This window comes from Roseovarius tolerans, from assembly GCF_028885395.1.
Classification (GTDB): Bacteria; Pseudomonadota; Alphaproteobacteria; order Rhodobacterales; family Rhodobacteraceae; genus Roseovarius; species Roseovarius tolerans.
On sequence record NZ_CP118494.1, the window covers coordinates 547,136 to 560,903 of the forward strand.

Annotated in this window: 15 protein-coding genes and 1 riboswitch; of the genes, 3 read left to right on the forward strand and 12 right to left on the reverse strand. The window is 64.2% G+C overall.

Translation table 11 applies throughout. From position 1 onward, the window contains the following. Positions 1-118: 118 nt before the first annotated feature. Positions 119-1,339 carry a bifunctional alpha/beta hydrolase/OsmC family protein gene (locus PVU19_RS02590; RefSeq protein WP_050663085.1) on the reverse strand — a complete coding sequence of 407 codons (1,221 nt, stop codon included), beginning with the start codon at positions 1,337-1,339 and terminating at the stop codon, positions 119-121. A 198-nt stretch (positions 1,340-1,537) separates the two neighbouring features. Here PVU19_RS02590 and PVU19_RS02595 point away from each other — a divergent pair, with 198 nt between their 5' ends. Both PVU19_RS02595 and PVU19_RS02600 read left to right on the forward strand, forming a co-directional pair. Further along, positions 1,538-2,281: a GGDEF domain-containing protein gene (locus PVU19_RS02595; protein ID WP_050663084.1), complete on the forward strand. Its 744-nt coding sequence runs from the start codon at positions 1,538-1,540 to the stop codon at positions 2,279-2,281. Positions 2,282-2,397: 116 nt separating this feature from the next. Then, positions 2,398-2,586 carry a hypothetical protein gene (locus PVU19_RS02600; protein WP_152911647.1) on the forward strand — a complete coding sequence of 63 codons (189 nt, stop codon included), beginning with the start codon at positions 2,398-2,400 and terminating at the stop codon, positions 2,584-2,586. Positions 2,587-2,592: 6 nt separating this feature from the next. Here PVU19_RS02600 and dddP read toward each other — a convergent pair whose 3' ends face one another. Then, a complete protein-coding gene (dddP, locus tag PVU19_RS02605; RefSeq protein WP_050663082.1) occupies positions 2,593-3,933 on the reverse strand; it encodes a dimethylsulfonioproprionate lyase DddP in 1,341 nt (446 codons plus the stop codon). Positions 3,934-4,103: 170 nt separating this feature from the next. On the opposite strand from dddP, the gene PVU19_RS02610 reads away from it, so the two are divergent. After that, complete coding sequence (locus PVU19_RS02610; protein ID WP_050663081.1) at positions 4,104-4,397, forward strand: SCP2 sterol-binding domain-containing protein; 294 nt, start codon at positions 4,104-4,106, stop codon at positions 4,395-4,397. A gap of 13 nt (positions 4,398-4,410) precedes the next feature. Here the strand turns inward: PVU19_RS02610 and PVU19_RS02615 are convergent, their stop codons facing one another. The 10 genes from PVU19_RS02615 to thiD form a co-directional block, all read right to left on the reverse strand. Further along, the gene (locus PVU19_RS02615; protein WP_050663080.1) at positions 4,411-6,039 is read right to left on the reverse strand and encodes an AMP-binding protein; all 1,629 of its coding nucleotides are present in this window, start codon (positions 6,037-6,039) and stop codon (positions 4,411-4,413) included. Positions 6,040-6,126: 87 nt separating this feature from the next. Continuing rightward, positions 6,127-7,641, reverse strand: coding sequence for an Asp-tRNA(Asn)/Glu-tRNA(Gln) amidotransferase subunit GatB (gatB, locus tag PVU19_RS02620; RefSeq protein ID WP_050663079.1), 1,515 nt, complete (start codon positions 7,639-7,641; stop codon positions 6,127-6,129). 63 nt (positions 7,642-7,704) lie between these two features. Continuing rightward, positions 7,705-8,388, reverse strand: a complete 684-nt coding sequence (gene tenA, locus PVU19_RS02625) for a thiaminase II (RefSeq protein WP_050663078.1) — start codon at positions 8,386-8,388, stop codon at positions 7,705-7,707. After that, on the reverse strand, positions 8,385-9,317 hold the full coding sequence (locus PVU19_RS02630; protein WP_050663077.1) for an ABC transporter substrate-binding protein: 933 nt from the start codon (positions 9,315-9,317) through the stop codon (positions 8,385-8,387). The genes tenA and PVU19_RS02630 overlap by 4 nt, the downstream gene beginning before the upstream one ends. After that, the gene (locus tag PVU19_RS02635) at positions 9,314-10,291 is read right to left on the reverse strand and encodes a HesA/MoeB/ThiF family protein (RefSeq protein ID WP_050663076.1); all 978 of its coding nucleotides are present in this window, start codon (positions 10,289-10,291) and stop codon (positions 9,314-9,316) included. Before PVU19_RS02635 ends, PVU19_RS02630 begins: the two co-directional genes overlap by 4 nt. Continuing rightward, positions 10,288-10,884: a thiamine phosphate synthase gene (locus tag PVU19_RS02640; RefSeq protein ID WP_050663075.1), complete on the reverse strand. Its 597-nt coding sequence runs from the start codon at positions 10,882-10,884 to the stop codon at positions 10,288-10,290. Before PVU19_RS02640 ends, PVU19_RS02635 begins: the two co-directional genes overlap by 4 nt. Beyond that, entirely contained in the window at positions 10,884-11,654 is a 771-nt protein-coding gene (locus tag PVU19_RS02645; RefSeq protein ID WP_050663074.1) for a thiazole synthase, read from the reverse strand. Before PVU19_RS02645 ends, PVU19_RS02640 begins: the two co-directional genes overlap by 1 nt. Before the next feature lies 1 nt (position 11,655). Beyond that, the gene (gene thiS / locus PVU19_RS02650; protein ID WP_050663073.1) at positions 11,656-11,853 is read right to left on the reverse strand and encodes a sulfur carrier protein ThiS; all 198 of its coding nucleotides are present in this window, start codon (positions 11,851-11,853) and stop codon (positions 11,656-11,658) included. Then, positions 11,837-12,823, reverse strand: coding sequence for an FAD-dependent oxidoreductase (locus PVU19_RS02655; protein WP_050663072.1), 987 nt, complete (start codon positions 12,821-12,823; stop codon positions 11,837-11,839). Before PVU19_RS02655 ends, thiS begins: the two co-directional genes overlap by 17 nt. Continuing rightward, positions 12,820-13,614, reverse strand: a complete 795-nt coding sequence (gene thiD, locus PVU19_RS02660; protein ID WP_050663071.1) for a bifunctional hydroxymethylpyrimidine kinase/phosphomethylpyrimidine kinase — start codon at positions 13,612-13,614, stop codon at positions 12,820-12,822. Before thiD ends, PVU19_RS02655 begins: the two co-directional genes overlap by 4 nt. A gap of 46 nt (positions 13,615-13,660) precedes the next feature. Further along, positions 13,661-13,765, reverse strand: a riboswitch (TPP riboswitch). Between the last annotated feature and the right edge of the window lie 3 nt (positions 13,766-13,768).

Consider the following 13,768-nt stretch of genomic DNA (forward strand, 5'->3'; position numbering starts at 1 on the left):
TCCTCCTTATTGTCTCAAGGAGGATAGCACGGTTTGACGCTGCGTCAGCCTTTTGCGGCGCAGAGCGGGCGTGTTGCCCGGAGAATGCATGCCGCTGCCCCATGGTCCTGCGCAGGAATTAATCAGGACGAGCAGCGCGGGTCTCGACGATCGAGGACCGCTCCAGCGTGCGGTGCACCGGGCATTTGTCGGCGATCTCCATCAGCTTGTCGCGCTGTTCATCGCTCAGATCGCCCTCCAGCCGCACCACGCGGGTGAACTTGTCGGCCTTGGCGTCGCTGCGGCTGTCGGCATCCTGCGCGTGCACCTTGTCATGGCAGACATCGACGCTGACATGATCCAGCGGCCAGCCCTTGCGGCGGGCATACATGCGGATGGTCATCGAGGTGCAGGCCCCAAGCCCTGCTGCGAGAAAGCCGTAGGGCGACATGCCGCGATCGGTGCCGCCATAGGCCGAGGGCTCGTCCGCCAGAACGTGATGGCCGGGCCCGGCATTCACATCCTGCAAGAAGCCGTCTGCATCGGCCTCCGAGACGCGCACCACGCCCTCGGGCGCACCGGGCGGCGGGGCAGGTGGGGTGAGGTCGAGATAGCGAGTGGCCCAGGCGGCGATCACCTGTGCGGCATATTCGGCATCGTCGGAATCGGTGATCAGGTGATCGGCATCGTCGAGCGTGACAAAGCTCTTGGGGTGCTTGGCTGCCTTGAAAATCTCGGCGGCGTTCTCGACGCCCACGGTGGCGTCGCGCGGCGCGTGCATGACCAATAGCGCGCGATTCAGATGGGCGATCCGCTCGGCGAGGTTTTCGGCGCGCACGTCCTCGATAAAGGCTTTGCCGATCCTGATGGGACGCCCGCCCAGCGTCACCTCGGCCACGCCATCCGCCTCGATCTGCTCCAGCGCGCCTTCGAAGTTATGCGTAACATGGCTGGGATCGAAGGGCGCGCCGATGGTCACGACGGCGCGCGCGCTGTCGATCTTGCCCACCGCTGCCAGAACCGCGGCCCCACCGAGGCTATGACCGATCAGCAGGCTTGGTGCCATGTCGCGCGCGGAAAGCGCCTTGGCGGCTAGGTCGAGATCCTGAATGTTCGACGTGAACGAGGTGTTCTCGAACTCACCCCCCGAATGGCCCAGCCCGGTGAAATCGAAGCGCAGCACCGCGATGCCCGCGCCTGCCAGCCGAGCCGCGATACGCCGGGCGGCGGGAATGTCCTTGGAGCAGGTAAAGCAATGCGCGAAAAGTGCGGTCGCCAGATGCGGCCCCTTGGGCAGGTCGAGCCGCGCGACGAGATCGTCGCCGGAATGTCCGGTGAAGGTGAGGCGTTCGGTGGGCATGGCATGTCCTTTTGCAAGTCGCATTGTCCTTAGAGTAGGGAGGCGACCCCGGTATCGCCACCCCCGGTGGGACGCGTCACGCGAAGGTGAGGCCCCGTCGCAATTGCCTCAAATCCTGCGGATTATGGCGGCGCTCCGCCACGCGTCGTTAACGATTGCGGGGCATCCTTGACCGGGGTCGAATGGAGAGGGGTGCCCATGCCTTGGGAGGTGCGAACGCGGCAGGATGAAATCCGGTTCACGCTGGTCGTGTCACTGATCGTGCTGGCGGCCAGCGGTGTGTTGCGCTCGCTGATGCTGCCGCCCGAATTGGCGATGCCGACGCTGGTGCCCGGTGCCGCAATGGCGGTGATGATCGCCGCGCCGATTGGCTGGATCATCGCACGGCACCTGAGGGCCGTGCATGATCTCAGCGCGCGACTGGAACATGCACTGCACCATGATCTGCTGACCGGGGTGCGCACGCGGGCCAGTTTTTACGAGGCTGCGCGCGCGCTGGAGGACCAGCCTTGTGTCGTGATCGTCGCGGATATCGACCATTTCAAGGGGTTCAATGATTGCCATGGCCATTTCGCGGGGGATCAGGCGTTGCGGCAATTCGCGACGCTTCTGGCCGGCAATTGCCGGGGCGGCGATCTGGTGGCGCGGTTCGGCGGCGAGGAATTCGTCATCGTGCTGCGTGGGACGGGGGCGGATCAGGGGCGCGCAATCGCAGACCGCCTTGCCGACCGGGTGCGCGCAAGCCCGATCTACGTCGGAGAGCGCAGCCTGTCGCTGACCGCCAGTTTCGGGGTCGCTGCGTGGACGCCCGGCGGCGACATGGATCACGCGATCCAGCAGGCCGATGGCGCCCTGTATCGGGCCAAGAACTCGGGTCGCGACCGCGTCTGTTGCCATCACCCCGGACCGGAGGGCGCGGCCCCGCTTCAGGCGGTGAGTTGACAGGATCGGGCTATATTATCACAAAACGTGATGCTTTTCATGAAAAACATTCGTTTTAATTATATAATCTGCGTGCCCACCTACAGTCTTGCACCATGCAAGGAAAGGACAGCACAATGCCCCATGATTTCAGCCTCACCCCCGTCGGCCGCTCGCGCCGCGTTCCGCGTTTCGCCATCGGACTTGGCCTTCTGGCGCTGCTTGTGGCGATCCTCGCCTCGAGCCCGGCACCGGAACCCCAAGACACGGACGCGGCGGCCCCTGTCCAAGAGGATTGGCACGGCAATGTGCGCCGCTCGCGCTGACCGGGGTCAGTCGCCCATCAGCGCCGCGTCGAACGGATAGCGCGTCAGGTTCTCGTACCCGTCCTCGGTGATGAGAACCTGATCCTCCAGCTTGATCGAGAAATCGCCCCCCACCTCGCCCACCAGCGCCTCGACGCAAAGCACCATGCCCGCCTCAAGCGGATAGTCGAAGGCACCGGGCACCGCCTTGTCGGGATAGGCTACGAGCGGCCATTCATCGCAGAGCCCGACGCCGTGCATCAGGCAGCCGTATTTCTGCGCCTGATAGCGGTCTTCCAGAACATGGGTGTTGGCGCTCAACTCTGGGATCATCACGCCGGGTTTGAGCATCTCCATGTTGGTCTGGATATGTTCGACCGCGTGGCGCATGGCGTGGATCATGTCGGGGCGGGGTCGCGCGTCGCCGATCCACCAGCTGCGCGAGATATCGACGCAAATACCGTAAGAGCCGATGAGGTCGGTATCGAAACTTATGATCTCGTTGTTCTGAGCGATGCGCGGGCCGCATTCCTGAAACCACGGGTTGGTGCGCGGGCCCGAGGCCAAGAGCCGCGTCTCGATCCATTCGCCGCCGCGCCGGATGTTCTCGGCATGCAGGACCGCCCAGATGTCATCCTCGCTGGTCTGACCGAGCGGCACATTGGCCCGCGCGAACACCTCCATCTCCGCGACCGCCGCCTCGCAGGCATGGCTCGCGCAGCGCATGGCGCGGATCTCGTCCGGTCCCTTGACGCTTCGGGCCTTCTCGGTGACCTCTTCACCCTCCATCACGCTGAACCCCTGCGCCTCGAGCGCGCGCAAGCCATGCAGCATCGGCTTGTCCACAGCAAGACGGTGGTTGCCCGGCGCATGCTCGGCAAGGATCGCGCGCACGTCATTCGCAAAGACATCGGCGGCCACGTCCACCTTGTCCCCGCGGTCGAAATAAAACAGATCCGCGCCCGATCGCACCTCGCGCACCAGCGGGTTGAACGACGACAGGAACGGCGCGTTCTTGTAATCCCACATCACCATATGGCCATCTGCGCACAAGAGTACCGCGCGGAACGGGTTGTGCGCGTTCCAAAGCTGCATGTTGGTGCTGTCGGTGGCGTAGCGAATGTTGAGCGGGTCGAACATCAGAAGCCCCGCATAGTCGCGATCCACGATGTGCTGCGTCAGCCGCGCCCAGCGATAGCGGCGCATCTCCTGCAGGTCGGGCAGGTCAAGCCCCGCCGCCGCCCATTCGGCAAAGGCCAGCTGCGTCGGGCCGATCTCGATCCGGTCGGCATCGTTGGGGGTGTTGTCGCCCAACATGGCCCCGCGCGTCGGGTCGATCTTGCGGGTGTCGCGGTATTGGGTGTTCATCGGTGGCGGTCCTCCTGCCCTCGGGTCAAGAGTGCCATGTACCGCGTGCGCGGCGCGCCTGATTGCGACATTCCGCGTGGTCGTATTCTTGCCGTGCCTGCGATGTGACGCGAGGTTTCGCTTGAACCGGGCCGCGCGACGGCGATGATCCGGGCACAAAGGAGCCCGGCATGACCACGATCATCGACGATTATATCACCACCCTCACCCCCAAGGCGCGCGGTCGCATCAAGGGGGTGGCCAAGCTGCGCATCGAGGGGCAGGGCAGCGTCATGCTGACCGAAGACGGCGCCGCGCCGGGCGACGAAGCGGCGGATGTGGTGCTTTCGGCCAGTGACGAGGTGTTCCGCAACATCCTGTCAGGCGCGCAGAACCCGGTCATGGCCTACATGTCTGGCAAGCTGAAGGTCGAGGGCAACGTGCAGCGCGCGCTCAAGGTCAGCAGCATCCTGACCGACGCCTGACGCCTGTCCTAAGTCACAGCCCCCGCGCGATCTGGCGCAGTTCGAATTTCTGGATCTTGCCGGTCGAGGTCTTGGGCAGCTCTTGAAAGACCACCGATTTCGGTGTCTTGAACCCGGCCAGACGCTCGCGGGCAAAGGCAATGAGGTCAGGTTCGTCTGCCGAGGCCCCATCCTTCAACTCGACAAAGGCGCAGGGCACTTCGCCCCATTTCTCATCCGGTCGCGCCACCACGGCACAGAGCAGCACCGCCGGGTGCCGCATAAGCACGCCCTCGACCTCGACCGAGGATATGTTCTCGCCGCCCGAGATGATGATGTCCTTGGCCCGGTCGGCGATCTGCAGATAGCCGTCGGGATGCTGCACGGCGATGTCGCCAGAATGGAAATAGCCGCCTGCGAATGCCTCTTGCGTCGCCTTGGGGTTCTTGAGGTACCCCTTCATCACCGAATTGCCCCGGATCATGATCTCGCCCTGTGCCTGCCCGTCCATCGGTGTCTGGGCCATGGTCTCGGGGTCCATCGCGGTGATGTCCTCCATCATTGGCATCAGGATGCCGGTGCGGGCCTTGATCGCATAACGCGCCTCGTCATCCAGAGCGTTCCAACCCTCCTGCCAAAGGCATTCGGTGACATGGCCATAGGTCTCTGTCAGCCCGTAGACCTGCGTCACCTGAAAACCCAAAGGTTCGATCGCGGCGAGCGTCGCGGCGGGGGGCGGGGCCCCGGCGGTAAAGACATCGACGATATGATCGAACGCACGCCGGTCCTCGCCCTTGGCGTTGACGATGGTGTTGAGCACGATGGGCGCGGCCCCGAAATGGGTGACACCCTCATCGGCGATGGCGTCATAGATCGCCTTGGCGGTGATGTCGCGGCAGCACACGGTGGTGCCGCCCAGCATCGGCATCATCCAGACATGGTTCCAGTTGTTGCAATGAAAGAGCGGCACGATGGTCAGGTAACGCGGATAGCGCCGCATGTCCCAACTCACGACGGTGCCCATGGTCATCAGATACGCGCCGCGATGATGGTAAACCACGCCCTTGGGCCGCCCGGTGGTGCCTGAGGTATAGTTGAGCGCGAGGCTCTCCCATTCGTCCTGCGGCATGATCCACTCGAAATCGGGGTTGCCGGTCGCCAGCAACTCCTCGTATTCCATGTAATGGCCGTGGCCATGCACGCCCGCCTGATCGTCGGCCACCTCGATGATGCCGGGGGCGGGGCGCTCCATCAGCTCGGTGGCCTGCATGAGTGTCGGCAGGAATTGCGGATCGCAGAGCACCAGCCGCGCCTCGCCGTGGTCGAGGATATAGGCGATGGTGTCGGCCTCGAGCCGGGTGTTGATCGCGTTGAGCACTGCCCCCGCCGCAGGCACGCCGAAATGCGCCTCGCAATGGGCTGGGATATTGGGCAGGAGAGTGGCCACCACATCGCCCGGCTCGATCCCGAGACCCGCCAGCGCCGACGCGAGCCGTGAGACCCGCGCGTGATACTCGGCATAGGTCTTGCGAAAGCCGTGATAGACCAGCGCCTCGCGCTCCGGAAAGAGATGCGCCGCGCGCCGCAGATGCGACAGCGGTGTCAGCGCCACGAAATTCGCGGCGCAATGCTCCAGCCCGGTCTCGTCCTTCATCCAGCCCATCGAACCCTCCCTGATTCTCCCTCGCGGGTCCGGAGAGATTAGGCAAGTTCAGGGCGCTTTCAAATGGCGAAGATCGGGCGGAGGCCGTTACAGCCCCAGCTTCGCCGTCACGATCTCGTTCACTGCCTTGGGGTTGGCCTTGCCGCCGGTGGCCTTCATCACCTGCCCCACGAACCAGCCTGCGAGTTTCGGGTTGGCTTGTGCCTTTTCGACCTGCGCGGGGTTGGCGGCGATGATCTCGTCGACGGCCTGCTCGATCGCGCCGGTGTCGGTGACCTGTTTCATACCGCGCGCCTCGACGATCTCTTCGGGGTCACCGCTCTCGGTATAGACGATCTCGAAGAGGTCCTTGGCGATCTTGCCGGAAATGGCGTCGGACTTGATCAGCCGCACGATGGCGGCCAGTTGCGCCGGGCTAACCGGGCTGTCCTCGATGGAGTGGTCTTCCTTCTTTAACCGTCCAAAGAGTTCATTGATCACCCAGTTCGCCGCCAGCTTGCCGTCGCCTGCACCCGCCGCGACCTGCTCGAAATACCCGGCATTGGCGAGATCGGCGGTCAGGACGCTGGCGTCATATTCCGACAGTCCGAATTCCAGCACAAAGCGCGCCTTCTTGGCATCGGGCAGTTCGGGCAGGTTGGCCGCGATCTCATCGACCCATTCCTGCTCGATTTCCAGCGGCAGCAGGTCGGGATCGGGGAAATAGCGGTAATCATGCGCCTCTTCCTTGGAGCGCATGGAGCGGGTTTCGTTCTTGTCGGGGTCGTAGAGACGGGTTTCCTGCACCACCTCGCCGCCCGCTTCGACAATCGCGATCTGGCGGCGCGCCTCGTAGTCAATCGCCATCTGGATAAAGCGCATGGAGTTCATGTTCTTGATCTCGCAGCGCGTGCCCAGATGCGCGAAATCCTGCGTTTCCATGTATTTCTCATATTGGCCGGGACGGCAGATCGACACGTTGACGTCGGCGCGCAGGTTGCCGTTCTGCATGTTGCCGTCGCAGGTGCCCAGGTAACGCAGGATCTGGCGCAGCTTGGTGACATAGGCGGCGGCCTCTTCTGGGCCGCGAATGTCGGGGCGGCTGACGATCTCCATCAGGCAGACGCCGGTGCGGTTCAGATCGACAAAGGACATCGCCGGGTCCATGTCGTGGATGGATTTGCCTGCGTCCTGCTCCATATGGATACGTTCGATCCGCACCAGCCGCGCGATGCCCGGCTCCATGTCGACGAGAATTTCGCCCTCACCCACCAGCGGATGGTAAAGCTGGCTGATCTGGTAGCCCTGCGGCAGGTCGGGGTAGAAATAGTTCTTGCGGTCAAAGGCCGACCAGAGGTTGATCTGCGCCTTGAGGCCCAGCCCGGTGCGCACCGCCTGTTCGACGCAGAATTCGTTGATCACCGGCAGCATGCCAGGCATCGCCGCATCGACAAAGGCGACGTTGGAATTGGGCTCGGCGCCAAAGCGGGTAGAGGCGCCGGAAAACAGCTTGGCGTTGGAGGCGACCTGTGCGTGCACCTCCATCCCGATGACGAGTTCCCAGTCGTGTTTCGCCCCGGCGATGACCTTGGGTTTCGGGGATTCGTAGGTGAGATCCAGCATCACGCGGCTCCATGCTCTGACTTGGCCCGCGTTCTACGCGGCAGGGGCCAAGGGGGCAAGGGGCTAGCGTCCGAAGCTGAGCCCCATATCCCAGAACGCCACCTCGAGCCGCGTGGCGGTGGTGAAGCGGTGGCAGAGACGCTCCCATCCGGGCGTCGTTGTCGGATCATCGCCCAGACGGCGCTCGACCGCCCCGTCAAAGAGTGTGCCTGCATCGCGGCAGACCTGCTGATAGTCGTCGCCCGCATAGGTGCCGATCCAATCGGCATAGGGGTGATCGTCGGGCACCGGCCCCAGCCGCGCGCCGATCTCGCCATAGCCCATCACGCAGGGCGCAAGTGCCGCCAGCAGGTCGAGGAAATTCCCCGAATGCCCGGCATCAAGCACGTAGCGGGTATAGGCGAGGTTGGCGGGGTGTTCTTCGGCGCTATAGAGGTCGGCCTCGCTCAGCCCCGCCTCGGCGCAGGTTTTTACGTGCAGGCTGAGTTCGTGATTGACGAGTGCGTCCACCGTGGCCGCACAGGCGCGCATCTCTTCGAGCGCATCCGCCTTGGTCACGGCGAGTGCCCAGGCGCGGGCGAAATGGATGAGGAACACGTAATCCTGCACCAGATAGCCGAGAAACGCCTTGCGCGGCAGAGTGCCCTCGCGCAGCCCCTCGACAAAGGCGTGATGGGTGTAGTCCGTCCAGACCGTCCCCGTCGCATCGCGCAGGCGGGGGAAGGTCGCTCCGTAATCATGGGTCATTCTGCGTTCAGGTCCATGGCAAGGCCCGAAACCGGCGTGTCAGTCTCGATCATCCCCGCCTCCAGCAGGAACTGCTCGAACCGCTTGTAGCGCGCGTGATCGAGGGCGGCGGGACGGGTGGCAAAGCGCGGGAAGGTGTCCACCCAGGCTTTCTCGTTCAGCTCGTCCTGCAACTCGCGCGAGGTGCCGGCGAATATCTCCCAGCTTTCCTGCGGATGGTTCATGATGTATTGCGTCGCGCGCTCGGTCGCATGCAGGAAACGGCGGATCATGTCGGCATCCATCCGGTCGGGATTGGCCACGTAGATCAGCTCGTCATAGGCGGGCACGCCCTCTTCCTCGATATAGAAACAGTGGCCCGGCACGCCCTCGATCTCCATCTGGTTGAGCTCGAAATTGCGATAGGCGCCGATCACCGCATCCACTTGCCCAGACATCAGCGAGGGCGAGAGCGACCAGTTCACGCTGACCAGTTCGATATCATCGAGGTTATGCCCGTGCTGCGCGAGAATGGTCGAGAGAAGAACCTCCTCGACCCCCGCTACGGAAAAGCCGACCTTGCGACCCTTGAGGTCAGCGGTGGATTTCACCGGACCATCCTTCAGCACCAGCAGGCAGTTAAGCGGTGTGGCGACCAGCGTGCCGACCCGGCGCAGCGGCAGCCCGTTCTCGATCTGCATATGCAACTGCGGCTGATAGGAAATCGCCAGATCCGCCTGACCGGCGGCGACCATCTTGGGCGGGTCGGAGGGATCTGCGGGGGCGATCACCTCGACCTCCAGACCGGCCTCTTCGAAATATCCCAGTTCCTCGGCGAGGATGATCGGTCCGTGATCGGGATTCACGAACCAGTCGAGGATCAGCGTCATCTTGTCCTGTGCCATGGCCGGGGCGGCCAAAAAGGCGAAGATCAGGGTCAGGTATTTCATGGGGTTGTCTCCTCTTGGGTATCGCCGAGGGCGATCAATGCAATCTCTCCGTCCCAATGGCCGCGCAACCGCGTCGCGGCTTGCCACGAGCGCAGGCCAGAGCGGCAGGCGAGCACGGCGCGTGCGCCTTGGGGGTGCAGGGTGTCGAAATCGGGCACGCTGTGGCGCTTGGCGTCTAATAGGGCGGGGCCGGATTCGTCCTCGGCGCGCAGGTCCACCAGCCAGTCGCCCGGCGTGATCTGCGCAGGCGCGATGAAGCCAAAGCCGCTTTCCGGCTCGGGCGCGCCATCGAAACGGAAGCCGCCAAAGCGGTGGCCAATGGCCTCGAATGTGATGAGTTGGCCAAGGGGTGCAGGCTCTATTCCGGCCAGAACGGCCATTGCCATCTGCGCCTGAAGGCTACCCACCACGCCCACGCAAGGCCCCAGCACGCCATCTGTATCGCAACTGCCCAACCTGTCCGGCAGGTCAGGGAACACCGCCCGCAAAGACGGCGCGCCGCCACAGAACCCGCCGCAATATCCGGACGTGCCCACAACCGACGCGCTGATGAACGGCTTACCCTGTTCAAGGCAGGTGTCGGAGAGCACATAGCTCGCGGCGAAACTGTCGGCACAGTCCAGAACCAGATCAGCAGCGGCCACGTGATCCGATGCATTCTTTGGGTCAAGCGGCTCTGACACGGCGGAAATTGCGCAGTCCGGATTGAGTGCGCCCATATGCACGGCGGCAATCTGTGCCTTGGGCAGGCCGACATCCTCCATGCGAAACAGCGTTTGACGGTGCAGGTTGCTCAGGGAAACCCGGTCGCCATCCATCAGCGTGATCCGCCCTACACCTGCGCCCACAAGGTATTGCAGCACCGGCGCGGCAAGCCCGCCTGCGCCCACCACCAGAACATGCGCCGCACCGAGCCGCGCCTGCCCCTCTGCCCCGAATTCGGGCAGGGCGATCTGGCGGGCGTAGCGGGTCATTTCGTCGCCTCGAGCCATTGCCGCACCCGCGCCTCGGGATCGTCATTGAGCGTGATATCCGTCACGGCAGAGACCACATCGGCCCCCGCCTCGAACGCGCCCTGCGCACGCTCTACCGACATGCCGCCGATGGCGACGAGGGGGATGTCGCCGATCAACCGCTTCCACTCGGTTACCTTCTCCAGCCCCTGTTCGTGCCACTTCATTTTCTTGAGAATGGTCGGATATACGGGACCAAGTGCCACATAATCGGGGTCATGCGACAGGGCGCGGTCCAGCTCAGTATGGTCATGGGTGCTGAGGCCCAGCTTGATTCCGGCGCGGCGAATGGCGGGAATGTCGGCGGTATCGAGATCCTCTTGCCCCAGATGCACCCAATCGCAGCCAAGGTCGATCGCGATCTGCCAGTGATCGTTAACCACAAGGATCGCGCCAGCCTCCCGGCACAGGCTCTGTGCCTGCGTAATTTGCTGTTTCAGTGCTTCGCCGGTCATATCCTTGACCCGCAATTGCACCAGCCCCACGCCAAACGGCAGCAGACGCCGGAGCCATGCGACGTCATCGAATATCGGGTAGAAACGCGGCAAGGTCATCAGGTAAACGCCCTCCCAAGAACAGGCGTCGACGGGGCGGCCATGTCGCGCGGCTCCATCGGGTCGGCCTCATAGCCCAGCCTCCCCGCCTCTAAAGCGCGCGCGAACCCTTGGGCCATGGCGGCCGGGTCACCTGCCTTGGACACTGCAGTGTTGAGCAGCACCGCGTCATAACCCAATTCCATTGCGTGCGCCGCCTGTGACGGCAGGCCGAGACCTGCGTCAATCACCAGCGGCAGGTCGGGGAAATGCGCGCGCAAACTGCGCAATCCGTAGATATTGTTGAGCCCCAGCCCGGTGCCGATGGGCGCACCCCAGGGCATCAGCACCCGGCACCCGGCCTCGACCAGCCGTTCGCAGAGCACGAGATCCTCTGTGCAATAGGGAAAGACCTGAAAGCCGTCATCGGTCAGGATGCGCGCCGCTTCGACAAGGCCAAAGGGGTCGGGCTGCAAAGTGTCGGCATGGCCGATCACCTCGAGCTTGATCCAGTTGGTGTCAAAGAGTTCCCGCGCCATCTGCGCCGTGGTCACCGCCTCGCGCACCGAATGGCAGCCGGCGGTGTTGGGCAGGACGTGCACGCCCAGATCACCGATCATGTCCCAGAAGGCTTGCCCCGCGCGCTCGCCCCCGGCCTCGCGGCGGACAGAAACGGTGGCAATGCCCGCTCCGGAGCGTTCGAACGCCTGTGCCAGGATCGCAGGCGAGGGGTATTGCGCGGTGCCCAGCATAAGGCGCGATTTGATTTCGGTGTCGTAATACGTTGGCATGTCAGCCCCCTTGCCGAGGGGCCACGATCTCCACGCGATCTCCCTCATTCAGTCTCTGTTCCGGCCTCAAAGTGGCGGGAACGAAGCCTTCGTTCACCGCCGTCGCGACCTTGGCCTCGCCGTAGCCCAGCTCGATCAGCAGCGTGTCGAGTGTCGTGGCGGCGGTCTCCTGTGCGGTTCCGTTAACCGTGATCTTCATGGACAAACTCCGATGTTTCGTTCTCGCGCGTAACCAGCCCGGCGGTCATGCGTGCGACGGCAGGCGACAATAGAAATCCATGGCGAAAGAGGCCGTTGACGTGGATCGTCTCGTCCTTGCGGGTGATGCGCGGCAGGTTGTCGGGGAAGGCCGGACGCGCGTCGGCCCCGATTTCCATAACTTCGGCCTCGCCAAAGGCGGGGTGGAGCGCGTAGGCGGCAGAGAGCAGTTCCATCACCGAACGGGCCGAGGCGCGCCCCTTCTCCTCGCTCTCGATCTGTGTCGCGCCCAGCATGAACACGCCGTCGCCGCGCGGCACGATATAAAGCGGAAAACGCGGGTGCAGCAGGCGAACGGGACGGGTCAGGGTCACATCACGGCTGCGCAATATCACCATCTCACCCTTGACGCCGCGCAGGTCGGGCAGGGTGTCCTGTGCCGCAAGCCCGCGACAGTCGATCACCGGGCCCGTGGGGGCGGCGTCGCTTTGCTCGAACCGCGCGCCTTTGTCCTCCAACCGCTTGCGCAGATGCAAGAGCGCCGCGCGCGGGTCGATATGCGCTTCGTCTGTGAAGTAGAGCGCGCGGTCGTGGCGGTCGGCCAGATGCGGCTCTAACGCAGCCCAATCCTCGCCGGTGACCAGCCGGTGCCCGGTGGTGCGCCGCGCGAATTGATCGAGTTCGCGACGGTCGCGCTGCAAGGTCACCACGAGCGAGCCGCGACGGATCACCTCGACGCCCTGCGCCTGCCACCAATCGGCGGCCTGTTGCCCTAACCGCACCACCGGTTCCTCGGCGGTGAACCCCTCGCAGAAGGGCGCGAGCATGCCGCCCGCCCACCACGAACAGCCATGCGCGCCGGGCGATGGCGCGGGGTCGCGCAGGGTGACGGCGACGCCACGATTGATGAGTTCGGTGGCGACGCACAGCCCCACGATGCCCGCGCCGCGGATTGTCACAGCTTCGGTCATGTCCAGGCCTCGTGAAAATGATGCACAGGCCCGTGCCCCTGCCCGATCTGGAGCCCGTCTGCGGCCAGGATCGCGCGGTGCAGCCAGTCATGGGCGGTCTCGACGGCATTCGGCAAGCTCAGTCCCTTTGACAGTCCCGCCGCGATGGCCGAGGACAGGGTGCAGCCGGTGCCGTGGGTATTGCGGGTTGCGATGCGCGGCGCGTCGAGGCGCATCACCTTATCGGAGATAAGCCAGTCGGTGCAGGTCTCGCCTTGCCCGTGGCCGCCCTTCATCAGAACGGCCCGTGTCCCCATCTCGCGCAGCCGCGCGCCCTGGTCTTGCATTTCGGCATCATTCATGGCCTCAGAACAGCCCAGAAGCGCCGCCGCCTCGGGCAGGTTCGGTGTCAGAAGATCGGCACGCGGCAGAAGCTGCGCGATCAGCGCCGCGCGCGCCGCATCGGGCAACAGCCGGGCACCGGATTTCGCCACCATTACGGGGTCTAGCACCACGGGCCCGTGATACCCTTCCAGCGCCTGCGCCACCGTCTCGATCAGCGCGGCATCACCCAGCATGCCGATCTTGATCGCATCGACCCTGATATCGCCCAACACCGCCGCAATCTGCGCCGCGACGGTGGCATTGGGGATCGGGTGCACATCGGTCACGGCGCGGGTGTTTTGCGCTGTCACGGCGGTGATCACGCTGGTGCCATAGACGCCCAATGCCGAAAAGGTCTTGAGATCGGCCTGAATACCAGCACCGCCGCCGCTGTCGGAGCCTGCGATTGTCAAAGCTGTGGCAATCATCTGCCGTTCCTCTCAGTCTTGCGGGGAACGGACGGGGGGCGCGCGAGGCGTGCGTCAGTCCGTTCCCTACGCCGGTGTTAGCCGGATCAGGTTCGATGGGTTGGCGCATCGCCTCTCAGCCCGTGCATTCCGGGCACCCCAACGGAGTTGCCAT